Genomic DNA, 23,688 nt, shown 5'->3' with positions numbered 1-23,688 from the left:
TATGAGCCGACAGTGTAAGCGATCCCCCCGCGATCCACCAGCGGCGCTAGGAATGCCCGGGTGGCGCGCGCCGCACCGATTGCAGCTGGCAGTGCGCCGCCTGCAGCGCATCCTTGATGGCGTCGAGCGCCAGTTGCGGCCGGGCCGCGCCGCACATGAAGATATCGACGGCGGCAAAGCCGCACTCCGGCCAGGTGTGGATGGAGATGTGCGATTCGGCCAGCAGCACCACGCCCGTGACGCCCTGGCCGGCGCCAAAGCTGTGGAAATGGCTGTGCAGCACCTGGGCACCGGCCGTGACGGCAGCGTCGCGCAGCAGGCGCTCGAGCGCGGCGCCATCGCGCAGGCGTTCCGGCGCGATGCCCGACAGATCGGCCAGCAAATGGGTGCCCAAGGGCAGATGCGGTGTGGCAGCCATGCTTATTTGTGGCTGCCGCCGCTGGAGCCGCCGCCATAGCTGCCGCCGCCGCTGCCCGTGCGCGAACTCCAGCTGCTGCCGCTGCTACTGCCGGCCACCTTGAACATGCGCACCCAGTTGGCGGCGGTAACACTGAAGGTCACCATCAGGGCGTAGATCACGTATTTACTCATGGGGGATTCTTTGCATTCTTGTCGAGAAAAGCGGCCGGCAGGAACAGCGCCAGGCAGCCCAGCAAACTCCACATCAGGGTGCTGGAGAATGAGACAAACATGGGGATCGCATTCAAGACCAGCACGATGACGATGAAGACCTTGGCGATGCCGCGATGACTGAGCTGGATATTCTGCACGTTGGCGCCGCCATGGAAGGCGGCGCCGAACCAGGCGGCGATCTGGTCATGGGCGACGGGCGCGGAGCGCGACCAGGTCATTTCCTCGCCGGTGAGCTCCGCCGCCAGTTTGGTCTGTCCCTGCTCGAATTCAAACACGCGCGTGCTGTCGCCGATGGCCACCTTCCAGTTGAAGGCACCCGCCGCATACACGACCTGCGAGCCGTAGTCATACAGTTTGCGGTAGGTGGCGCCATCGAGCGTGCAGGTATCGGCGTCCAATGAGGCCCAGTTGGGCCAGTTCGGCAGCACGTTCGAGCGCGACCAGCCATCGTCGGTTTCCACCAGCCAGAAGAAGCCGGCGCGCGCGCCATACAGCAGGTATTCGTTCCACTCGCTGCCTTCGTCGTCGGCGCGGCGCATCATGCCGATCACCTTGAAATCCACATTGCTGATCTTCGCGCTGGCGCCCAGCTCCAGGGTGAGGTCGGCGTTGTCGTGCACCTGCTTGCCGATGGCCAGCACCTGCGCTTCCGGACCGCTGGCGTCGAGTTGCGCATGGCAGGCGGGACACACCAGCTGCGCTGCAGCGCCGGGCACATATTGGATGCCGCTGCCGCAGGACGGGCAGTCGAGCGCATCGAGCTTGCCGCGGTACTTGCCAGCGCTCCTGGCGATGGTATCGTCGTCGCGCAGCAGCTGGCACTTCAAACTGTCCAGGGTGACGGCCACGCCCTGGTAGACGATGGGTTGCGGGCCATCCGTGTAGTCGAGCGTGACAAAGCTGGCGTAGTTGCGGAAGTCCGCCACCTGGATGCGCCAGCCGGCGCCCACCTTGAACGGCAACTCCCCCTGGCCGGCGATGCATTCGGCGCTGCGGATCTCGGCCGCCGTGTACGGCTCGCCGCAGATCGTGTAGCGTTTGCCGGGCGCCAGCTCGGCAAAGGCGGGCAGGGCATCCTGCGTCTTGCGTTCACGCGTCAGGGTGTACAGGCCGGACGAGTCGCCCAGCCACGCCGTGCTGGCGTCGTCGAACAGCAGATACCACTCGTTCCACGTGCCGGCGCTGTAGCGCTGCTGGATGCGCCCGACGACGGTGAAGTGCACGCCATCGTGCACGCCGGCCGTGCCGACCTGGATCGGCGAGTAATCCTCGAGGACGGCTGACATCTTGCCGAGATCCTTGACCGAGTCGGCGTCCTTGAGGATGGTGCTGTGGCAGTACTCGCATACGGCGAGCACGGAAGCGTGCGAGCGGAAGCGGACTTCCGCACCGCAGCTGGGACAGGAAACAGTTTGCATGCAGTCGCGCTTAGCCGATCAGTTTTTTCAGCAGTTCAGCCTTGGCGCCGTCGTAGTCGGCCGGCGAGATGAGTCCCTTGTCGAGCAAGCCTTTGAGCTTTTCCAGGCGCGCCTCGATCGGTTCTTCCGCGGGGGCCGGTGGCGCCGCAGGCGGTGCGGCCGGGGCAGGTGCTGGCTGCTGTAGCGCACCGCCCATGCTTTGCGCCATCACCTGGCCGATCGACAGCCCGGCGCCCAGTCCCGCGCCGATGCCGGCCATGCCGCCTTCGTTTTGCGCCGCCAGCGGGATCGCATTGGCCACCTGGAATTTCGTGTAGCCGCTCATCTTGTCGGCGCCCAGGCCACCTTTCATGCCGGCCGAGATGCGTTCGTCGAGTGCCGCCTGCAATTCCTCGGGCAGGCTGATGCTGGCCACGTTGAATTCATCGAGGCCCACGCCGTAGCGGGAAAACGCCTGCGCCAGGCCATCCTTGACTTCCTGCGCCATCAGCGCCTGGTTGGCCGCCATGTCGAGGAAGGGGACATTCGCGCCGCCCAGCGAGCTGGCCATGCTCGACATCAGAATGCCGCGCAATTGATCTTCTACTTCGTCGCGCGTATACACTTCGCGCGTGCCGCTGATTTCGGTGAAGAAGGTGCGGGCGTCGGCGATGCGGTACGAGTACATGCCGAAGGCGCGCACGCGGATCATGTCGAAATCCTTGTCGCGGATGGTGATCGGCTGCGGCGTGCCCCATTTGCGGCCCGTTTGCACGCGGGTGCTGAAGTAATATACGTCCGACTTGAAGGGCGAATCGAACAGCTTGTCCCAGTTTTTCAGGTTGGTCAGCAGCGGTAGGGTTTGCGTCGTCAGCTTGTGCGTGCCGGGACCGAAGACGTCGGCGATCTTGCCTTCATTGACGAAGACGGCCACTTGCGATTCGCGCACATTCAGGATGGCGCCGTTCTGAATCTCGAAATCCTGCATGGGAAAACGCCAGGCCAGTACGCCTTCCGTCTCTTCGTTCCACTGCAGTACGTCGATAAACTGCTTCTTGATAAAGCTGCCGAGGCTCATGATGGGGTCCTTGAATGAGGTAAAACGTCAGGAAATGCAAGCGGCGTTGATGGTGCCGATCGACAGGGAAATGGCGGCCAGCAGGCCGCCGAAGGCGCTGTTGTTCGATTCGATCTGGTCTTTCGACATGCGCAGCAGGCGCGTGGTGACCACGTACGCCAGCAATTGCACCACCATGGCGCCGAAGGCCCAGGCGAAGAACTGCTGATAGTCGGCCGTGTGCATCAGGGACGAGGCGATAGTGGCGGAAAAGCCCAGCATGGCGCCGCCCAGCGACAGGGCCGCGGCCTGATTGCCCTGGCGGATCAGCAGCACTTCGTTATATGGCGTGACGCGCGTGTAGATGATAAAAAATACAATCAACAGCCCGGCGGCCAGTAAAAGATGGATCAGATAGTTTAGGATGGCGGGCACGGCATTCCTCACAATGAGTATTTGATAACGTCAACGCATATTAGAACAAAAAAAAGCCCTATGAACAAAAAGATTCTGATTTTGTCCGTCTTCGTGGTCGCCTCCTGCGGCCTTGCGTATGAGCTGATCGCCGGAGCCATGTCCAGCTACCTGCTCGGCGACTCCATCCTGCAGTTTTCCACCATCATTGGCTGCTACTTGTTCGCCATGGGTGTGGGTGCTCACTTTTCAAAATATGTACGCGACGACGACGTGCTCTCGCGTTTCGTCGACATCGAACTGGCCGTGGGCTTGATCGGCGGCCTGTCGGCCGCCATCCTGTTCATGACCTTTTCGTGGATGGCCGCGCCATTTCGCACCTTATTGTATGTGATGGTGTTCCTGATCGGCGCACTGGTCGGCATGGAAGTGCCGCTGGTGATGCGCGCCCTGAACTCGCGCCAGACGGAGTTTTCTGAGCTGGTCAGCCGCGTGCTGACCTTCGATTACCTGGGCGCGCTGGCCGTTTCCCTGCTGTTTCCGCTGGTGCTGTCGCCGTACCTGGGACTTGTGCGCACGGGTTTCCTGTTCGGCATGCTCAATGTGGGCGTGGGCCTGTGGACGATCTGGGTGTTCCGCGCGGAACTGAAGAACCTCACGGGGCGCTTCCTGCGCGCTTGCGCCGTGATGCTGGTGCTGGTGGCCGGCTTTGCCATGTCGGACCGCATGGTGGCCTGGGGCGAGCACGGCCTGTTCGGCGACCAGATCGTGTACTCGACCACCACGCCCTACCAGCGCCTGGTGATCACGCGCTGGAAGGACGATACGCGGCTGTACATCAACGGCAACCTGCAGTTTTCTTCGCGCGACGAGTACCGCTATCACGAAGCGCTGGTGCACCCCGTGCTGGAAGCGTTGCCCTGGGCGCGCCGCGTGCTGGTGCTGGGCGGCGGCGACGGCCTGGCGCTGCGCGAAATTCTGCGTTATCCCCACATCGAACACGTCACCGTGGTCGACCTCGACCCCGCCATGACGGCCGCGTTTACCACGCGCCCGGAACTGGCAAAGCTGAACAACAATTCGTTCTCGGACAAGCGGGTTACCGTCGTTAATGCCGATGCCGCCGTCTGGCTGCGCAACAACGGCGACATGTTCGACGCGGCAATCGTCGATTTCCCCGATCCGTCCAGCTTCGCGCTCGGAAAACTGTATTCGGTGCCGTTCTACGACCTGGTGAAAAAACACCTGGCCGCCAAGGGCTTGATGGTGGTGCAATCGACGTCGCCGTTCTTTGCGCCGCACGCCTACTGGACCATCAATTCGACCCTGCGCGAAGTGGGCATGCGCACCTGGCCCTATCACGCCTACGTGCCCTCGTTCGGCGAATGGGGATTTATCCTCGCTTCACCCCAGCTCGACTACAAACCGCCCACCAGCTATCGCCTGCCCATGCGCTACCTGAATGCGGACACCACGCGCGAAATGTTCATCTTCCCGCCCGACATGCAGCCGTTGCCCATGGCGCCGAATCGCCTGAATACCCAGTCGCTCGTGCATGAATTCGAGCAGGACTGGAACCGGGTGATCCGCTGATGCAGCGCCGTTCCTTCATGCTGTGGGCCGCCGGCGGCACGGCAGCGGCCGCCGCTGGCATCGGCAGCATCGCCGCGTATCTGCGCTGGCAGGAAATCACGCCCAAGGTGCTGTATCCGGGCCGCAGCGAGGGGCATTATTTGCGCAAGCTGCTGCGCGAGCGCACGGCGCTGCCGGCGCCCTCGGCAACCGTCACCACCGACGTGGCGATTCTCGGCTCCGGTATCGCCGGCCTGACAGCCGCCTGGCGCTTGAATAAACTGGGTCACCAGGACTTCCTCATGATCGATGGTCCCCAGCCGTACGGCAACGCGGCCGGTGGGCAGTTCGGCGACCTGGCCTATCCGACAGGCGGCCACTATCTGCCGCTGCCTTCGCCCGAATCGACCCATGTGCGCGAGATCCTGTTCGACCTGGGTATCATCCAGCGCGACCCCATGGCGGAAAAGCCGACTTACGACGAGCGTTACATCCTGCACGCGCCCGAGGAGCGCCTGCTGTTCAACGGCCACTGGCAGGATGGCTTCATTCCCACCGAAGGCGTTTCTGCCGAAGAACTGGCGCAACACGAGCGCTTCTTTGCCGAGGTGCGGCGCCTGCGCCAGGCGCATGGCAACGACGGCAAACGCGTCTTCGTTTTCCCTACCGTGGAGTCGTCGCAAGACCCGGCCTGGCAGGCGCTCGACACCATCACCTTGAAGCAGTGGATGGAGCGCGAAGGCTATACCTCGCCCACCCTGCACTGGTATTTGAATTACTGCTGCCGCGACGATTACGGCACGCGCTACGACCAGGTCTCGGCCTGGGCCGGCCTGCATTACTACTGCAGCCGCTGGGGACAGGCAGCCAATGCGGGCAACGGCGCCTGGCTGACCTGGCCGGGCGGCATGCAACCGGTCGCCACGGCCATGGAGCAGGCGTCGGGTGTCCAACGTCATGCAGGCACGGTGGTTTCCGTGCAGACGACGGAGCAGGGCGTGGAGGCGCTGTGCCTGGAACTGGTCGACGGCCAGCCGCGCATCTACCTGGTCAAGGCGCGCAAGGCCATCTGCGCCATGCCCTTGTATGTGGCGGCGCGCGTGGTCAACGACATCGCCAGCTATGGCTTCGACCTCAAACGCGATACGCCCGCGTATGCGCCGTGGCTGGTGGCGAATTTTTTACTGAAACGCTTTCCCGACGAATTGCCGCATGCGCCGCTGTGCTGGGACAACGTGGTGTACCAGGAGCCGGGCCTCGGCTATGTCGTCGCCACGCACCAGGACATCCGCGTACGCCCGCCCGAGAAAACCGTCTTCAGCGCCTATGTGGCCCTGTCCGACCGCACGCCGCAGGAAGCGCGCAAGTGGTTAGATATGGCCACGCCCGAGCAATTGCTGGCGCTGGCCAGCGTCGATTTGAAGACGGCGTATGGGCGCGACTTTGCCAGCTGCGTCGAGCGGGTCGACATCACCGTGCGTGGCCACGCCATGGCGGCACCGTTGCCAGGATTTCGCAGCAATGCGGGCTTGAAGGCGCTGCGCGAGCACGATGGCGCAATTCTGTTTGCGCATGCGGATTTGTCGGGCTTTTCCGTGTTCGAGGAAGCGGCGTGGTGGGGGGACCGCGCGGCGCGCCTGGCGGCTAAATAAAAAGGCCGGCGCGAACGCCGGCCAGAGCCCCCTAAGGCTCGAACCGGTCTACTTGTTCTTGTTGATGACGTCGATGAACACGGCCGCCAGCAGCACCAGGCCCTTGATCACCTGCTGGTAGTCGATCCCGATGCCCATGATGGACATGCCGTTGTTCATCACGCCCATGATGAAGGCGCCGATGACGGCGCCCATCACCTTGCCCACGCCGCCCGAAGCCGAGGCGCCGCCGATGAAGCAGGCGGCGATCACGTCCAGCTCGAAACCTGTTCCCGCTTTCGGCGTGGCCGTGTTCAGGCGCGCCGCGAAGATCAAACCGGCCAGCGCGGCCAGCATGCCCATGTTGACGAAGGTGTAGAAGCTGACCCGTTCCGTCTTGATGCCGGACAGGCGCGCCGCCTTCTCATTGCCGCCCACCGCATACACGCGGCGGCCCAGCACGGTGCGGTTGGTAATGAAGGTGTAGGCGACGATGAGCAGCGACATCACGGCCAGCACGTTGGGAAAGCCGCGGTACGACGCCAGCAGGTAGCTGAAATACACCATCACGGCGGCGAAGATGGCGTTTTTCAGCAGGAAGAAGGCGCGCGGCTCGTTTTCCATGCCGTGTTTCAGTTGCTTGGCGCGGCTGCGCAGCGAGGTGATGATCAGCGCCGCTGCGGCGATCACGCCCAGCAGCAGGGAAAAGCCGCGCAGGTTTTCGCCACCGAACGGGTCGGGCAGGAAGCCCGAGCTGAGCATCTGGAAGCCTTCCGGGAAGGGGCCGACCGACTGGCCAGCCAGCAGTGCCAGGGTCAGGCCCTTGAATACCAGCATGCCGGCCAGGGTGACGATGAAGGAGGGGATTTTGAAGAAGGCGACAAAATAGCCTTGCGCGCCGCCGATGACGGCGCCGGCCAGCAGGCAGATGATGCTGGCGGCGACAAAGTTCATGTTGTAGTTGACGATCAGGACGGCCGCCAACGCACCGACGAAGCCGACCACCGAGCCGACGGACAAATCGATATGGCCGGCCACGATGACCATCAGCATGCCCAGTGCCATGATGACGATGTAGCTGTTTTGCAGCACCAGGTTGGTCAGGTTCAGCGGCTGCATCAGGGTGCCGTCGGTCATGTACTGGAAAAAGCCCATGATGACGATCAGGGAGAGCAGCATGCCGTAGTCGCGCATATTGTTCTTCAAAAAGCCGGCATAGCTTTTCGCTTGCGGTGCGGCCGCTGGCGCGCCTGCCGCCGTTCCCGCTGTCAGTTTATTGTCCATTGTTTTCTCCGTGTGTAACGATCGCGCGCATGATTCGCTCTTGCGATGCTTCTGCTGCGCTCAGTTCTGCCGCGAAGCGGCCTTCGTTCATGACATAGATCCGGTCGCACATGCCCAGCAATTCCGGCATTTCCGACGAAATCATGATGATGCATTTGCCTTCGGCGGCCAGCTCGCTGATGATGCTGTAGATCTCGTACTTGGCGCCCACGTCGATACCGCGGCTCGGTTCATCGAGGATCAGGATGTCGGGGCGCGAAAACAGCCACTTTGCCAGCACCACTTTCTGCTGATTGCCGCCGGACAGGTTGACCACTTTCTGCGCCACGCTCGAGCAACGGGTCTTGAGCTTGCGGCGGAACTCCTCGGCCACGCTGAATTCACGCTGCTCGTCGATCACCATGCGCTTCGAAATTGCGTCCAGGTTGGCCAGGCTGGTATTCTTCTGGATGTCCTCTTCCAGGATCAGGCCCAGGCCCTTGCGGTCTTCCGTGACATACGCAAGGCCATGCGCGATCGCCTTGCCGATGGTGCTGACGTCGATTTCCTGGCCGTTCTTCAGCACCGTGCCGCTGATGCGCTGTCCGTAGGCGCGCCCGAAAATGCTCATCGCCAGTTCCGTGCGCCCGGAGCCCATCAAGCCGGCGATGCCGATGATCTCGCCCTTCCTGGCGTGCATGTTGATGCCCTTGATGACAGGGCGCTCGGCATGCTCGGGATGGAACACGCGCCAATCGCGCACTTCGAAAATGGTCTCGCCGATGGTGGGCGTGCGCGGTGGATAGCGGTCGGCCATCTCGCGCCCGACCATTTTTTCGATGATGCGGTCTTCGCTGACTGGCTCCATGCGGCAGTCGAAACTGTCGACCGTGTTCCCGTCGCGCAGCACCGTGATGGCATCGGCGACTCTGGAAATTTCATTGAGCTTGTGCGAGATCAGGATGGAGGCGATGCCCTGGGCTTTCAGGCCCAGCAGCAGGTCGAGCAGGGCTGCGCTGTCGCTCTCGTTCAGGCTGGCCGTCGGCTCGTCGAGGATCAGCAGCTTGACGTCCTTGCACAGCGCCTTGGCGATTTCGATCAGTTGCTGCTTGCCCACGCCCAGGTTGGTGATCAGGGTGTCCGGGGACTCTTTCAGGCCGACTTTGTGCAGCAGTTCGCGCGTCTTCGCTTGCGCGTATTCCCAGTCGATGACATCCATGCGGGCCGGCTCGTTGCCGAGGAAGATATTCTCGGCGATCGACAACTGGGGCACCAGCGCCAGTTCCTGGTGGATGATGATGATGCCGATTTCTTCGCTGTCCTTGATGCCGCGGAAGTGCCGCGTCTGGCCCAGGTAATCGATGTCGCCCGTATAGCTGCCATGGCCGTAGACGCCGCTCAGCACTTTCATCAGGGTCGATTTGCCGGCGCCGTTTTCGCCGACGATGGCGTGGATTTCGCCGCTGCGTACCCGCAGGTTGACATTGTCGAGCGCAACGACGCCCGGGAATGTTTTGCGTATCCCGCGCATTTCCAGGATAGTGTTCGTCATATAACCTCTCTGGCACGGCCGCGCTGGTCGGCGCCGGTCGTGCGGCAGTCTTGTTCTTGATCGTGCATGAAGCGAAAGGCCCGGCAGCGCCGGGCCTTCAGTACCGTCGATGCTTATTTCACTTGCGATTCCGTGTAGTAGCCGCTGCCGGTGACGAGTACCTGCTTCCAGTTCGCCTTGTCGACGGTGACCGGTTTTAACAGGTAGGACGGCACGACTTTCACGCCGTTGTTATAGGTCTTGGTATCGTTGACGGTCGGGACTTTGCCCGACATCATCGCGTCGACCATGTTGGCCGTCACCTTGGCCAGTTCGCGCGTGTCCTTGAACACGGTCGATGCCTGTTCGCCGCGGATGATCGATTTCACCGACGGGATTTCCGCATCCTGGCCTGTCACGACGGGGAACGGTTGTTTCGGCGTGCCGTAGCCGACGCCCTTGAGCGACGACAGGATGCCGATGCTCAAGCCGTCATACGGCGACAGCACCGCGTCGACGCGCGCATTGCCGTAGTAGGCGCTGAGCAGGTTGTCCATGCGCGCCTGCGCCACGGCGCCGTCCCAGCGCAGGGTGGCAACCTTTTCCATGCCCATCTGCTTCGAGCGCACCACCAGCTTGCCGCTGTCGATGTAGGGTTTCAGCACCGACAGCGCGCCGTTATAGAAGAAGTGCGCGTTGTTGTCGTCGGCCGAGCCGCCGAACAACTCGATGTTGAACGGGCCCTTGCCTTCCTTGAGTTTCAGCGCCGATTCGATATAGCCCGCTTGCAGCACGCCGACCTGGAAGTTGTCGAAGGTGGCGTAGTAATCGATGTTTTTCGTGCCGCGGATCAGGCGGTCATACGAAATGACCTTGATGCCCTTGTCGGCCGCCTTCTGCAGCACGTTCGACAAGGTGGTGCCGTCGATGGCGGCGATCACCAGCACCTTGGCGCCCTTGGTGATCATGTTTTCCACCTGCGCCAGCTGGTTCGGGATATCGTCGTCGGCAAACTGCAAGTCCGTCTTGTAGCCGCGCTCCTTGAATACCTTGACCATGTTGTCGCCGTCGGCGATCCAGCGCATGGACGACTTGGTTGGCATCGAGATGCCGATCGCGCCCTTGTCGGCGGCGCTTGCCACGGGTATTACCGCCATGCCGGAGATGGCCAGCGCCAGGCTCGCGGTCAGCATTTTCATTGTTGTTTTCATTTCAGGTCTCCACCGTCTTCGATAGTTGAATGTGCCAGGGCCGTCGTCCCAGTGGGCGGGCTCCGTGCGGATGGCCGATTGCAGGCCACGGCTGATACTAGTTTGTCCATCCATCCCTCACCAATCACTTTTTTCACATCGGTGATATCCAAAACGGTATCGATAAGCGGATTGATGCAATGCGCCATGCGGCCCATTCCCGCCGTGCAGCCAGGGCTGGAAAGGGGGCCGGGCGGCGGCTTTTTTTGGTGCGCTGCAATACCAATAATCATCATTCAATTTGGTGATTTTCGTAATTGCGGCGACACAGGGCGGCGCGCAGAATCGGTCCGAACTTGAAGACCAGCCATCCCGTCCCGACCTTTTGAAAGCTTGCCATGCAGCCGATTTCCCCCGCCTCCCTGTTGCCCGCCGATTTGGCGCAGGCCCTCCTTATCGGCCGCATCTGGCGCGACGGCCCTTGTGTCGTCGCCGTGCGCGGCGGCGAGGTGGTCGGCCTCACGCAGACGGTGGCGACGGTGGCCGAGCTGTTCGAGCGCAGCGATGCGCTCGATATCGCCCGCCATGCGCCCGGAATCGCGCTCGGCTCCGTGCAGGCGCTGCTGGAGCAGGCGCTGGCCGCGCCGTCCGGCGCGCCGCTGCTGTTGGCGCCGTGCGACCTGCAGGCTGTCAAGGCATGCGGCGTGACCTTCGCCGTCAGCCTGCTCGAACGGGTGATCGAGGAACAGGCGGGCGGCGACGCGGCACGCGCGGCGAGCCTGCGCACCGCCCTGCAAATGACCCTGGGCGGCGACTTGTCCGCATTGAAGCCCGGCTCGGACGCGGCGCAGCGGCTGAAACAGCAGCTGCAGCAGCGCGGCGCCTGGTCGCAGTACATGGAAGTGGGCATCGGCCCCGATGCGGAAGTGTTTACCAAGGCGCAGCCGATGTCGTCGGTGGGCTGCGGCGCGCAGGTGGGCTTGCTGCCATCGTCCGCCTGGAACAACCCGGAGCCCGAGATCGTCCTGGCCGTCAACAGCCGCGGCGAGGTGCTGGGAGCGACCTTGGGCAATGACGTCAACCTGCGCGATATCGAAGGGCGCAGCGCCCTCTTGCTGGGCAAGGCCAAGGATAACAACGGTTCCTGCGCCATCGGCCCCTTCATCCGCCTGTTCGACGAACACTTCACGCTCGACACCGTGCGCCAAGCGGAAGTGTCGCTGCTGATCGAAGGCGCGGACGATGACTTTGTGCTCGAAGGCGCCAGCTTTATGCGCGAGATCAGCCGTGACCCACTGGACCTGGTGCGGCAAACGGCAGGCCAGTACCACCAGTATCCGGACGGTTTCATGCTGTTCCTGGGGACCATGTTCTCGCCCGTGAAGGACCGCGGCGCGCAGGGCGGCGGCTTCACGCACCACCTGGGCGACCGGGTGACGATTGCCAGCGCCGCGCTGGGCGCGCTGGTCAACGAAGTGCAGCGCTGCGATGCGATCCCTCCCTGGACGTTCGGCGTGCGCGCGCTGTACCAGAACCTGGCCCAACGCGGTTTACTTTGATTATTTATTAACTAAGAACGCTTAACAAAACCGTAGCGAGCGGATGAGAGCTGTGGCTGAGAAGCGGAGCTGTGCGCATGCACGGGGACGCCGAGTCAGTGAGCATCGGAGGCCGCAAATCTCGACGCGCAGTAGGTTTGGTTATGCGTTCCTAAAAGAGAGACACCATGCAACATGCAATCTACCCCAGCCTGGCAGGCCAGCGCGTCGTCATCACGGGCGGCGGCACCGGCATCGGCGTGGCCATCGTCGAGGCGTTCGCGCGCCAGGGCGCCCACGTCACCTTTCTCGACATCGCCCGCGAGGCGTCGCTGGCGCTGCAGGAAAAGTTGGCCGACCTGCCGCAGCCGCCCGTCTTCCGTTATTGCGACCTGACGGACCTGGGCGCCCTGGCCGCCACCTTCGCCGAGATCGAACACAGCGCGGGCGCTACGGATATCCTCATCAACAACGCGGCCAATGACGACCGTCACCAGCTGCAGGACGTCACGCCCGCCTACTGGGACGAGCGCATTGCCGTCAACCTGCGCCACCAGTATTTCTGCGCCCAGGCTGTGGCGCCGGCCATGCGCGCCAAGGGCAGCGGCGTGATCCTCAATCTGGGGTCGATTTCCTGGCACCTGGCGCAAGCGCGCCTGTCGATCTACATGACGGCAAAAGCCGGTATCGAGGGCCTGACGCGCGGCCTGGCGCGCGACCTGGGCGTCGACGGCATCCGCGTCAATTGCATCATTCCCGGCGCCGTGCGCACGCTGCGCCAGGAGAAACTGTGGCATACGCCGGAGGCAGAAGCCGTGATCCTGCAGGGGCAATGCCTGCAGCTGCGCGTGGAGCCGGAAGACGTGGCGGCGCTGGCGCTGTTCCTCGCGTCGGACAACGCGGCCAAGTGCGCCGGCCGCGAATATTATGTCGATGCAGGCTGGTACGGCGCATGAGTACCCCAAACAATCGCCAGTCGCGGCGCTTCCGCTCGCAGGACTGGTTCGACAATCCCGACCACATCGACATGACGGCGCTGTACCTGGAGCGCTTCATGAACTACGGGATCACGGCCGAGGAGCTGCGTTCGGGCCGGCCCATCATCGGTATTGCGCAAAGCGGCAGCGATATCAGCCCCTGCAACCGTATCCATCTGGAACTGGCCCAGCGCGTGCGCGACGGCATCCGCGATGCGGGCGGCATCCCGATGGAATTCCCGCTGCACCCGATCTTTGAAAACTGCCGCCGTCCGACGGCCGCGCTGGACCGCAACCTGGCGTATCTCGGCCTGGTGGAGATTTTGCACGGCTATCCGATCGACGCCGTGGTGCTGACGACGGGTTGCGACAAGACGACGCCGGCCCAGCTGATGGCCGCCGCCACGGTCGACATCCCCGCCATCGTGCTGTCGGGCGGTCCCATGCTCGATGGCTGGATGGACGGCGAACTGGTGGGTTCTGGCGCCGCCATCTGGAAGGGCCGGCGCCAGCTGTCCGCCGGCCTGATCGACAACGACAAATTCCTGCAGATCGCCGCCGCCTCGGCGCCGTCGGCCGGCCACTGCAACACCATGGGCACGGCATCGACGATGAATGCGCTGGCCGAGGCGCTGGGCATGTCCCTGACGGGCTGCTCGGCCATCCCCGCGCCGTACCGCGAGCGGGGTCAGATCGCCTATGAAACGGGGCGCCGCATCGTCGGCATGGCGCATGACGACGTGCGCCCGTCGAGCATCCTCACGCGTGAAGCATTTTTGGACGCCATCATCGTCAATGCGGCCATCGGCGGCTCCACCAACGCCCAGCCGCATTTGATGGCTATGGCGCGCCATGCGGGCGTGGCATTGCATTCGAGCGACTGGATGGAGCACGGCTACGACGTGCCGCTGCTGTTGAACATGCAGCCGGCCGGGAAGTATTTGGGCGAGCGCTTCCACCGCGCCGGCGGCGTGCCGGCCGTGATGTGGGAGTTGCTCCAGGCGGGTTTGCTGCATGCCGAGCGGCCCACCGTCACGGGCCAGACGATGGCGGCGAACCTGGCCGGGCGCGAAAGCGCGGACCGCGAGATGATCCGTCCGTTTGCCGCGCCGCTGAAGGAAAAGGCCGGTTTCATGGCCTTGCAGGGCAACCTGTTCGACTTCGCCATCATGAAGACCAGCGTGATCTCGCCCGCTTTCCGCGAGCGCTACCTGTCGCGCCCGGGCAGCGAAGGCGTATTCGAGGCGCGCGCCATTGTCTTTGACGGGTCAAACGACTACCACGCGCGCATCAACGACCCGGCCCTGGCCATCGACGACAGCTGCATGCTGGTCATGCGTGGCGCCGGCCCTGTCGGCTGGCCCGGCTCGGCCGAAGTGGTCAACATGCAGCCGCCCGACGCCTTGCTCAAGGCCGGCATTTTGAACCTGCCGACCCTGGGCGACGGGCGCCAGTCGGGCACCTCGGACAGTCCCTCGATCCTGAACGCGTCGCCGGAAAGCGCGGTCGGTGGCGGCCTGGCGCTGCTGCGCACGGGCGACATGATCCGCGTGGACTTGAACGCGGGCCGTTGCGACATGCTGGTCGAGGCACAGGAACTGGCGCGCCGCGCCAACGAGCTGCCGCCGCCCGTCAACGACAGCGCCACGCCATGGCAGGAGCTGTACCGCGCCAGCGTGGGCCAGCTGGAAACTGGCGCCTGCATGGAGCTGGCGCTGAAGTACCGCGCCGTGGGGCAGACCCTGCCGCGCCACAACCATTGATTTTTGAAGCCGCAACACCCGCAGTGAAAAAACGTTGTTAATAAAATCCACAAGGAGACACACAATGAACAAGATCATCAGTGCAGCCATCATGACCGCCATGCTGGCATTGAGCAGCAGCGCCGCCCTGGCCGATGCGAAAAATCCGAAGATCGGCTTTTCCATCGACGATTTGCGCGTGGAACGCTGGACGCGCGACCGCGATTTCTTCATCGCCGCCGCCGAAAAGCAGGGCGCCAAGGTCTTCGTGCAGTCGGCCGATGCCAGCGAGCAACGCCAGATTTCGCAAATCGAAAACCTGATCTCGCGCGGCGTGGACGTGCTGGTGATCGTGCCGTTCAACGCCACAGTCCTCAACAACACCGTCAAGGAAGCGAAAAAGGCCGGCATCAAGGTGCTGTCATATGACCGCCTGATCCTGAATGCCGATATCGACGCGTATATCTCGTTCGACAACGAGAAAGTAGGCGAAATGCAGGCCGAAGGCGTGACCAAGCTGCAACCGAAGGGCAATTACTACCTGCTGGGCGGCTCGCCGACCGACAACAACGCCAAGATGCTGCGCGAAGGACAGATGAAGGTGCTCAAGCCGTTCATCGACAAGGGCGACATCAAGATCGTCGGCCAGCAGTGGGTGAAGGACTGGAGCGCCACCGAAGCGCTGTCCATCGTGGAAAACGCGCTGACGGCCAACGGCAACAAGATCGATGCCATCGTGGCCTCGAACGACGGCACGGCCGGCGGCGCCATCCAGGCTCTGGCTGCGCAAAAACTGGCAGGCAAGGTACCTGTCTCGGGCCAGGACGCCGATCTGGCGGCGGTGAAACGCGTGATCGCCGGCACGCAGTCGATGACAGTCTACAAACCGCTCAAAACCATCGCTGCCGAAGCGGCCAAGCTGGCCGTGCAACTGGCGCGCAATGAAAAGCCGGCCTACAACTCCAGCTATGACAACGGCTTGAAAAAAGTCAGCACGGTGCTGTTGAAACCAACGCCGCTGACCAAGGCGAATGTGAACGTTCTCGTCGACGACGGCTTCTATACCAAAGCTCAGTTGGGCAACTAAAAGCTGGGGTCAGACCCGCCGGGGGAGTACGCCCCAATGGGGCGCACTCCGATCCCGCAGGGACTGACCCCTGATTTCTCTTGCTTCTTGGTGAATGAATGTGAGCTCAGATGTCTGAATATCTGCTTGAAATGAAAGGCATCGTCAAACAGTTTGGCGGTGTCCGCGCACTTGACGGCATCGACCTGCAGGTGCGGGCCGGCGAATGCATCGGTCTGTGCGGCGAGAATGGCGCCGGCAAGTCGACCCTGATGAAAGTGCTGTCCGGTGTGTACCCGCACGGCACCTGGGATGGCGACATCCTGTGGGATGGCCAGCCCCTGCGCGCGCAATCGATCCGCGACACGGAAGACGCGGGCATCATCATCATCCACCAGGAGCTGATGCTGGTGCCGCAGCTGTCCGTGGCCGAGAATATCTTCATGGGCCGCGAGTTGACCCTGCCGGGTGGGCGCATGCATTATGCGGCCATGTACAAGCGCGCCGACGAGCTGCTGCGCGAACTGAAAATTCCCGAATTGAACGTGGCGCAGCCCGTGATGAATTACGGCGGCGGCCACCAGCAACTGGTGGAAATCGCCAAGGCGCTCAACAAGAATGCGCGCCTGTTGATTCTCGACGAGCCGTCGTCGTCGCTGACGGCGTCGGAAATCGCCGTACTGCTCGATATCCTGCGCGCGTTGAAGGCCAAGGGCGTCACCTGTATCTACATTTCGCACAAGCTCGATGAAGTGGCGGCCATCTGCGACACCATCGTCGTCATCCGCGACGGCAGGCATATCGCCACCACGCCGATGGCGCAGATGAACGTTGAACGCATCATCGCGCAGATGGTGGGCCGCGAAATGAGCCAGCTGTATCCGCAGCGCGCGCAGCCGCCGGCCATTGGCGAGGTGCTGTTGGAGGCACGCCACGTGACTTGCATCGATGCCGACAACCCGCAGCGCAAGCGCGTCGACGATGTGTCATTCACCCTGCGCAAGGGCGAGATCCTCGGCATCGCCGGTCTGGTGGGGGCGGGGCGCACGGAACTCGTCTCGGCCCTGTTCGGCGCCTACCAGGGGCCGTGCCAGGCCGAAGTGTGGCTCGATGGCCGGAGAATCGATACCGGTTCGCCGCAAAAAGCCATCGCCATGGGCTTGGCCATGGTGCCGGAAGACCGCAAGCACCACGGCATCGTGCCGGACCTCGACGTGGGACAGAACATCACCCTGGCCGTGCTGGAGCAGTTCGCGCGCGCCACGCGCATCGATGGCGAGGCGGAATTGACGGCCGTGCGCGGCGAGATCGCCCAGCTGGAACTGAAGGCGGCCAGCCCGTCGCTGCCCATTACGAGCCTGTCGGGCGGCAACCAGCAAAAGGCCGTGCTGGCCAAGATGCTGCTGACGCGCCCGCGTGTGCTGATTCTCGACGAGCCCACGCGCGGCGTGGACGTGGGCGCCAAATATGAAATCTACAAATTGATGCTGGCGCTGGCCGACCGGGGCGTGGCCATCATCATGGTCTCGTCGGAGCTGGCAGAAGTGCTGGGCGTGTCCGACCGCGTGCTGGTGATGGGCGAAGGCCGCCTGCGCGGCGACTTTATCAACGATGGCCTGAGCCAGGAAACCGTGCTGGCGGCGGCGCTGGACCAGCGCCCGGCTCCCGCCGCCCATACCGCAAACAAGGAAACCGCAGCATGAAACCGCACAGTATCAAACAGCTGTTCACCCAATACAAGATGCTGGCCCTGCTGATCGCCGTGGCGCTGATCTGGGCCTTCTTTTCGTGGAAGACGGAGGGCAGTTTCCTTACGCCGCGCAACCTGTCGAACCTGCTGCGCCAGATGTCCGTCACCGGCATCCTCGCCTGCGGCATGGTGCTGGTGATTATCGCCGGCGAGATCGACCTGTCGATCGGCTCCCTGCTGGGGCTACTCGGCGGCATCGCCGCCGTGCTGGACGTGACGCAGCACTGGCCGCTGGCGTTGAACCTGGCGGCGGTACTCGGCGGCGGCCTGGTGATCGGTTTGCTCAACGGCTACCTGACGGCGTACCGGGGTATCCCGTCCTTCATCGTGGGACTGGGGGGCATGCTGGCGTATCGCGGCATTTTGCTGGGCATCACGGGCGGCATCACGATCGCGCCCGTCTCCGAGCCGATGGTCTACTTGGGACAGGGCTACCTGCCCGCGGTGCCCGGCATCGTGCTGGGCATCGGCCTGTTCCTGCTGGCCGCTTTCCTGACGTGGCGCGCGCGTGCCAGCCGCGCGCAGCATGGCTTGCCGCAGACGGCGCCCTGGGCCGACGGCTTGCGCCTGGCCGTCATCGGCGCCGTGCTGTACGCCTTCGTGCAAACCCTGAATGGCTATGAAGGCATCCCGCTGCCCGTGCTTTTGCTGCTGGCCTTGCTGGGGCTGTTCAGCTACATCACCAGCCAGACCGTGTTCGGCCGCCGCATCTACGCTGTCGGCAGCAATATGGAAGCGACGCGCTTGTCCGGCATCAATGTGAAAGCCGTCAAGCTGTGGATCTTCGGCATCATGGGCCTGATGTGCGCGCTGGCGGGTCTGATCAACACGGGTCGCCTGGCGGCCGGTTCGCCGTCGGCCGGCACCTTCAGCGAACTCGATGCCATCGCCGCCTGCTTCATCGGCGGCACTTCGATGCGCGGCGGCTCGGGCACCGTGTATGGCGCCCTTATTGGCGCGCTGGTGATGGCCAGCCTGGATAACGGCATGTCCATGCTGGACGTGGACACCTACTGGCAGATGATCGTAAAAGGCAGTATCCTCACCCTCGCCGTGTGGGTCGATGTCAGCACGCGTGCCGGACGCCGCTAGCCGTGAAACGATCTGGCACGGGAGGAGACACCATGAAGATGCCGACCGCGCACCGGATCGCGCTACTGTTTAACGGGAATAAAATCTATGACCGCGACATCATCGCGGGCATCGCCGCCTACCTGAACACCACGCGCGTGTCGTGGGACCTGTTCCTGGAAGAGGATTTTCGCTGCCGCCTGCCCGGCATCGAACGGTGGCAGGGCGACGGCATCATCGCCGATTTCGACGATCCCGCCGTCTGCGCGGCGCTGGCACACAGTCGCCTGCCGGTGGTGGCTGTGGGCGGCTCGTATGCGCGCGCGGAGGATTACCCGGCCGGCATCCCGTACGTGGCGACCGATAATTTCAAGATCGTCAAGCTGGCCTATGAACACCTGGTGGAAGCGGGATTGAGCCGCTTTGCCTGTTTCAGCCTGCCCGAGGCCGATGTCAACCGCTGGGCGCAGGAACGCGAAACGGCGTTTTGCGCCCTGATGGAGCGCGACCACATGCGCGCCGACGTGTACCGCGGCGTCGCCACCAGCGCCCCCTCGTGGGACGAGGCGGTGGAACAGCAGATCGCCTGGCTCAACAGCCTGGAAAAACCCGTCGGCATCATCGCCGTCAGCGACGCGCGCGCGCGCCAGCTGCTGCAAGCGTGCATGCATGCGGGCATCGCCGTGCCGGAGCAGGTCGCCCTGATCGGCATCGACAACGACCCGCTTGCGCGCATGCTCACGCGCATTCCGCTCAGCTCCGTGATCCAGGGAACGGAGGAAATGGGCCGCACGGCGGCGCATCTGCTGCACCAGATGCTCAACGGTGCGCGCCTGGCCGGCACGCGCATTCTCGTGCCGCCGGCCGGCCTGAACGTGCTTGCTTCCACGCGCCACCAGCCCTTCCAGCATCCGCAGGTGATGCAGGCGCGCCACTTCATCCGCCAGTACGCCTGCCAGGGCATCAAGACGGAGCAGGTGGCCGATTACGTGGGCGTGTCGCGCTCTTCGCTCGAAGCGCACTTCCGCCACGAGCTGGGGCGCAGCGTGCACGATGAAATCCTGCATTTCAAGCTCGATGCGGCCAAGACCCTGCTGGCGCGCGGGCCGGGGCAGGTGGCCGAGGTGGCCGTGCGTTGCGGCTTTACCACGGTGCAGTACATGCATGCCGTCTTCAAGCGCGAACTCGGTTGCACCCCGCGCGAATTCCAGCAGCGCAGCCGGCCACCGCCAGCGCCCGGGCAGGCGCCATGATGCATCTGCTGCGCAATGCGCGCGGCATGCGCGTGGCCATCGATGCGCACGATGCCAGCGTGCGGGCATGGTGGGCGCCTGACCGCTATGGCCGACTGGCCGATGTGCTGGGCGTGGCGCCCCCAGTGGCGCGGTCCTCCGCGGGCTGGCGGTGCGCATCACCGGACGACGGCCACTTGCAGTTGCAGCTGGCGCAAGACGGCCTGTCGGTGCACCTGACCTACCGGTTTGACGACGATGGCAGCCTGCAGCTCGATTGCGTCGCCACGGCCGATACCGTTTCCCGTTTCGCGCTTGCCGCGCCCCGCTTCAACCTGCAGGGCCGCCGTGCCGGCGTGGGCGACCACGTGCTGCGCCTGGCCGCCGACCGTTACTGGCCTTGGCCAGGCGGCAGCGCGGGTGACGCCGCGCTCGATGTGGCGGGCAGCGCGTTTGACTTCCGCCAGCCGGCGCCGCTCGCTTCGCGCCTGGCCTGGCCCGCGCTGGCCCATTTGCCGGGATTCCGGCATGACTTTTACTGGACGGGCAGCGGCCAGCTGCGCGAGGCGGCGCGGGTTGTCGACCCCACGTCCGGCCGGGTCTTGCGTTTTTCCAGCACCCAGGACAGTTGCCATCTGTACTCCGATGCGCGCTGTTTTTCCCTGCTGGCGCAGGGTGTGGACATGCAGCCGGGACAGGTGATGCGCTTCACGCTCGCCTACCGTCTGGGCGTGCAGGATATCGACGCGTTTGACATATCCGAACCGGTATCAATGATGTCAAATAAGTGATTGGTCAGATATGCGGGGCAGTTCTACCATGGGGTAGTTTTTCCCTCATTTATTTTTGTCCTGACCGACGCTGCGAACCTGCCCATGAACATACTCACCATCGATGCCGGCACCACCAATACGCGTACCTTGCTGTGGCGCGCAGGCGCCGTCGTCGCCCAGGCGCAGCTGGAAACGGGCGTGCGCAATACCGCCATCGATGGCCATAACGGCGCGCTGAAACAGGCGCTGCGCGACACCATCGCCTGCGTGCTGGCCAGCGCAGGCATCGCGCCGTCCGAGGTGGACCTGGCGCTGGCCTCGGGCATGATCACCTCGCCCATGGGAGTGCGGGAAGTGCCGCATTTGCCGGCGCCCGCCGGCCTGGCCCAGCTGGCGCAAGGCATGCAGGCGGTGGACTTGCCCGACGTGCTGGCGCAGCCCCTGTGGCTGATTCCCGGCGTGCGCAACCAGCATGGCGCCGTCGGCCTGCATAACGTCGAGGCGATGGACATGATGCGCGGCGAAGAGACGGAAGTCGTCGCGTTGCTGGAACGCCTGCAATTGCGGGGCGCGGCAACCTTGATCATGCCCGGCTCGCATACCAAATTGATCAGTGTGGACGAGCAGCGCCGCATCCTCGGCTGCAGCACCACCATCGCGGGCGAACTGCTGCAGGCGATCACGCAGCATACCCTGATCAAGCAATCGGTCGATGGCGGTTTTGCGCAGACCCTGGTGCCGAAAATGCTGCTGGCCGGCGCGGCGGCGGCGCAAAAAACGGGGCTGGCGCGCGCCTGCTTCAGCGTGCGCACCCTGGGCCAGTTCAGCGCCGTCGAATGCAACGAGCGGGCCAATTTCCTGATGGGCGCCGTCCTCAGCGGCGACTTGCTGGCGCTGCGCAACAGCACCGCCATCCAGATGCGGCCCGATACCCCGCTCGTCATTACGGGCAAGCCCATGCTGCGCCAGGCGCTCGGGCTGCTGATCGAAGAACACGGATTTTTTTATGGCAAGCGCATCATCGTCGACGACCAGCAGCAAGCCAATCTGGCCGGTCACGGTGCGCTGCTGATCGCCGCCGCGCGCGGCTTGATTTCCCCGCAGGAGACAGTATGAGTGACAACAAGAACAAGCGTCCCTTGCGTTCGCAAGCGTGGTTTGGCGGTGACGACAAAGACAGTTTCATTCACCGCAGCTGGATGAAGAACCAGGGCTATCCCAGCGACGCCTTCGATGGCCGTCCCGTCATCGGCATCTGCAATACCTGGTCCGAACTGACCCCCTGCAATGGCCATTTCCGCGACCTGGCCGAGATGGTCAAGCGCGGCGTGCTCGAAGCGGGCGGTTTTCCCGTCGAATTCCCCGTGATGTCGCTGGGCGAGACGAACCTGCGCCCGACGGCCATGCTGTTCCGTAACCTGGCCAGCATGGATGTCGAGGAATCGATCCGCGCCAATCCGATCGACGGCGTGGTGCTGCTGACGGGCTGCGACAAGACCACTCCGGCCCTGCTGATGGGCGCGGCCAGCGTGGACTTGCCCACTATCGTGCTGTCGGGCGGCCCCATGCTGAACGGTAACTACCGCGGCAAACCGATCGGCTCCGGCACGGACGTGTGGAAGTTTTCCGAGGACGTGCGCGCCGGGCGCATGACCTCAAACGAATTCAAACAGGCCGAATCGTGCATGTCGCGCTCCGCCGGCCACTGTATGACCATGGGCACGGCTTCCACCATGGCCAGCATGGTCGAGGCACTGGGCGTGACCCTGCCCGGCAACGCTGCCATTCCCGCCGTCGATGCGCGCCGCAAGCTGCAGGCGCAGCTGACGGGCCGGCGCATCGTCGACATGGTGCATGAAGACCTGAAACTGTCGCAGATCCTCACGCGCGAGGCGTTTGAAAACGCCATCATGGTCAACGGCGCCATCGGCGGCTCGACCAATGCCGTGATCCACCTGCTGGCCATCGCCGGGCGCATCGGCGTGGACATGCGCCTGGGCGACTGGGACCGTCTGGGGCGCGACATTCCCTGCCTGCTGAACCTGATGCCGTCGGGTCAATACCTGATGGAAGATTTTTATTATGCGGGCGGCCTGCCCGTGATCATCCGCGATCTGCTGGGCAAATTGCATGGCGAGGCGCTCACCGTCACGGGCGCCAGCATGGCCGTCAACGTGGCCGAAGCGGAAAATTTCAATCCCGAGGTGATCACGCCGCTGGCGCAGCCCTTCAAGGACGAGGGCGGCATCGCCGTCCTGCATGGCAACCTGGCCCCGCGCGGCGCCGTCATCAAGCCGTCGGCCGCTTCGCCGGAACTGATGCAGCACCGTGGCCGCGCCGTCGTCTTCAACAGCATCGAGCATTATAAAAAGCGCGTCGACGATCCCGCGCTCGATATCGACGCCAGCTGCGTGATGGTGCTGCAAAATTGCGGCCCGCAGGGCTATCCGGGCATGGCGGAAGTGGGCAATATGGGACTGCCGAAAAAACTGCTGGAGCAGGGCGTGCGCGACATGGTGCGCATCTCGGACGCGCGCATGAGCGGCACGGCCTACGGCACGGTGGTGCTGCACGTGGCGCCGGAAGCGGCCGTGGGCGGGCCGCTGGCATTGGTGCGCGATGGCGACATGATTGAACTGGATGTGGCGGGGCGCCGCTTGCACCTGGACGTCGACGAGGCCGAACTGGCGCGCCGCCGCGCCGAGTGGACAGCGCCGCAGCTGGCCATGAAGGGCGGCTACCAGTCGATGTACATCAAGCACGTGACGCAGGCCGACGAAGGCGCGGACCTCGACTTCCTCGTCGGTTGCCGGGGCTCCGCGGTTCCGCGCGAATCACATTGAAAAACAAG

General features: G+C 63.8%; 21 protein-coding genes. 12 read left to right on the top strand and 9 right to left on the bottom strand.

Annotated features, from left to right (window positions below):
- Window positions 1-46 precede the first annotated feature (46 nt).
- The 5 genes from speD to OX459_RS17595 are packed head-to-tail and all read right to left on the bottom strand — an operon-like array spanning window position 47 to window position 3,522.
- Window positions 47-418, bottom strand: coding sequence for an adenosylmethionine decarboxylase (speD, locus tag OX459_RS17615; protein ID WP_289905983.1), 372 nt, complete (start codon window positions 416-418; stop codon window positions 47-49).
- Between the two features lie 2 nt (window positions 419-420).
- On the bottom strand, window positions 421-591 hold the full coding sequence (locus tag OX459_RS17610; protein ID WP_157814714.1) for a hypothetical protein: 171 nt from the start codon (window positions 589-591) through the stop codon (window positions 421-423).
- Entirely contained in the window at window positions 588-2,051 is a 1,464-nt protein-coding gene (locus tag OX459_RS17605; RefSeq protein WP_289905982.1) for a DUF4178 domain-containing protein, read from the bottom strand. Before OX459_RS17605 ends, OX459_RS17610 begins: the two co-directional genes overlap by 4 nt.
- Window positions 2,052-2,061: 10 nt before the next feature.
- Window positions 2,062-3,108 carry an SPFH domain-containing protein gene (locus tag OX459_RS17600; protein WP_289905981.1) on the bottom strand — a complete coding sequence of 349 codons (1,047 nt, stop codon included), beginning with the start codon at window positions 3,106-3,108 and terminating at the stop codon, window positions 2,062-2,064.
- 27 nt (window positions 3,109-3,135) lie between these two features.
- Complete coding sequence (locus tag OX459_RS17595) at window positions 3,136-3,522, bottom strand: DUF350 domain-containing protein (protein ID WP_289905980.1); 387 nt, start codon at window positions 3,520-3,522, stop codon at window positions 3,136-3,138.
- A gap of 60 nt (window positions 3,523-3,582) precedes the next feature.
- Between OX459_RS17595 and OX459_RS17590 the strand changes: the two genes are divergently transcribed.
- Both OX459_RS17590 and OX459_RS17585 read left to right on the top strand, forming a co-directional pair.
- Complete coding sequence (locus OX459_RS17590) at window positions 3,583-5,094, top strand: polyamine aminopropyltransferase (protein WP_289905979.1); 1,512 nt, start codon at window positions 3,583-3,585, stop codon at window positions 5,092-5,094.
- On the top strand, window positions 5,094-6,725 hold the full coding sequence (locus OX459_RS17585; protein WP_289905978.1) for an NAD(P)/FAD-dependent oxidoreductase: 1,632 nt from the start codon (window positions 5,094-5,096) through the stop codon (window positions 6,723-6,725). Before OX459_RS17590 ends, OX459_RS17585 begins: the two co-directional genes overlap by 1 nt.
- 48 nt (window positions 6,726-6,773) lie before the next feature.
- Here OX459_RS17585 and mmsB read toward each other — a convergent pair whose 3' ends face one another.
- The 4 genes from mmsB to OX459_RS17565 all read right to left on the bottom strand — a co-directional run bounded on the left by mmsB (window position 6,774) and on the right by OX459_RS17565 (window position 10,984).
- Window positions 6,774-7,988 (bottom strand): multiple monosaccharide ABC transporter permease, encoded by a 1,215-nt coding sequence (gene mmsB, locus OX459_RS17580; protein WP_289905977.1) that lies wholly within the window; start codon window positions 7,986-7,988, stop codon window positions 6,774-6,776.
- Entirely contained in the window at window positions 7,978-9,519 is a 1,542-nt protein-coding gene (gene mmsA, locus OX459_RS17575) for a multiple monosaccharide ABC transporter ATP-binding protein (RefSeq protein WP_289905976.1), read from the bottom strand. The genes mmsB and mmsA overlap by 11 nt, the downstream gene beginning before the upstream one ends.
- A gap of 113 nt (window positions 9,520-9,632) precedes the next feature.
- Entirely contained in the window at window positions 9,633-10,709 is a 1,077-nt protein-coding gene (gene chvE / locus OX459_RS17570) for a multiple monosaccharide ABC transporter substrate-binding protein (protein WP_289905975.1), read from the bottom strand.
- Window positions 10,706-10,984: a hypothetical protein gene (locus tag OX459_RS17565; protein WP_289905974.1), complete on the bottom strand. Its 279-nt coding sequence runs from the start codon at window positions 10,982-10,984 to the stop codon at window positions 10,706-10,708. The genes chvE and OX459_RS17565 overlap by 4 nt, the downstream gene beginning before the upstream one ends.
- A gap of 102 nt (window positions 10,985-11,086) precedes the next feature.
- On the opposite strand from OX459_RS17565, the gene OX459_RS17560 reads away from it, so the two are divergent.
- The 10 genes from OX459_RS17560 to araD all read left to right on the top strand — a co-directional run bounded on the left by OX459_RS17560 (window position 11,087) and on the right by araD (window position 23,680).
- Entirely contained in the window at window positions 11,087-12,247 is a 1,161-nt protein-coding gene (locus OX459_RS17560) for a fumarylacetoacetate hydrolase family protein (protein WP_289905973.1), read from the top strand.
- Window positions 12,248-12,414: 167 nt separating this feature from the next.
- Window positions 12,415-13,182 carry an SDR family oxidoreductase gene (locus OX459_RS17555; RefSeq protein WP_289905972.1) on the top strand — a complete coding sequence of 256 codons (768 nt, stop codon included), beginning with the start codon at window positions 12,415-12,417 and terminating at the stop codon, window positions 13,180-13,182.
- Entirely contained in the window at window positions 13,179-14,966 is a 1,788-nt protein-coding gene (locus OX459_RS17550; RefSeq protein ID WP_289905971.1) for an IlvD/Edd family dehydratase, read from the top strand. Before OX459_RS17555 ends, OX459_RS17550 begins: the two co-directional genes overlap by 4 nt.
- A gap of 64 nt (window positions 14,967-15,030) precedes the next feature.
- Window positions 15,031-16,032 (top strand): D-xylose ABC transporter substrate-binding protein, encoded by a 1,002-nt coding sequence (xylF, locus tag OX459_RS17545; RefSeq protein ID WP_289905970.1) that lies wholly within the window; start codon window positions 15,031-15,033, stop codon window positions 16,030-16,032.
- Window positions 16,033-16,142: 110 nt separating this feature from the next.
- Window positions 16,143-17,714: a D-xylose ABC transporter ATP-binding protein gene (xylG, locus tag OX459_RS17540; protein ID WP_289905969.1), complete on the top strand. Its 1,572-nt coding sequence runs from the start codon at window positions 16,143-16,145 to the stop codon at window positions 17,712-17,714.
- The gene (locus OX459_RS17535) at window positions 17,711-18,853 is read left to right on the top strand and encodes a sugar ABC transporter permease (protein ID WP_289905968.1); all 1,143 of its coding nucleotides are present in this window, start codon (window positions 17,711-17,713) and stop codon (window positions 18,851-18,853) included. The genes xylG and OX459_RS17535 overlap by 4 nt, the downstream gene beginning before the upstream one ends.
- A gap of 32 nt (window positions 18,854-18,885) precedes the next feature.
- Window positions 18,886-20,085 carry a DNA-binding transcriptional regulator gene (locus tag OX459_RS17530; RefSeq protein WP_289905967.1) on the top strand — a complete coding sequence of 400 codons (1,200 nt, stop codon included), beginning with the start codon at window positions 18,886-18,888 and terminating at the stop codon, window positions 20,083-20,085.
- Entirely contained in the window at window positions 20,082-20,855 is a 774-nt protein-coding gene (locus OX459_RS17525; RefSeq protein WP_289905966.1) for a hypothetical protein, read from the top strand. Before OX459_RS17530 ends, OX459_RS17525 begins: the two co-directional genes overlap by 4 nt.
- 84 nt (window positions 20,856-20,939) lie before the next feature.
- On the top strand, window positions 20,940-21,953 hold the full coding sequence (locus tag OX459_RS17520) for a 2-dehydro-3-deoxygalactonokinase (RefSeq protein WP_099665927.1): 1,014 nt from the start codon (window positions 20,940-20,942) through the stop codon (window positions 21,951-21,953).
- Window positions 21,950-23,680, top strand: coding sequence for an L-arabinonate dehydratase (araD, locus tag OX459_RS17515; RefSeq protein ID WP_289905965.1), 1,731 nt, complete (start codon window positions 21,950-21,952; stop codon window positions 23,678-23,680). Before OX459_RS17520 ends, araD begins: the two co-directional genes overlap by 4 nt.
- Window positions 23,681-23,688: the final 8 nt, after the last annotated feature.

The organism is Janthinobacterium sp. SUN026 (genome assembly GCF_030397625.1).
Classification (GTDB): domain Bacteria; phylum Pseudomonadota; class Gammaproteobacteria; order Burkholderiales; family Burkholderiaceae_D; genus Janthinobacterium; species Janthinobacterium kumbetense.
The sequence above is the reverse complement of the archived record's forward strand: the minus strand, read 5'-3'. Positions and strand labels throughout refer to the sequence as shown.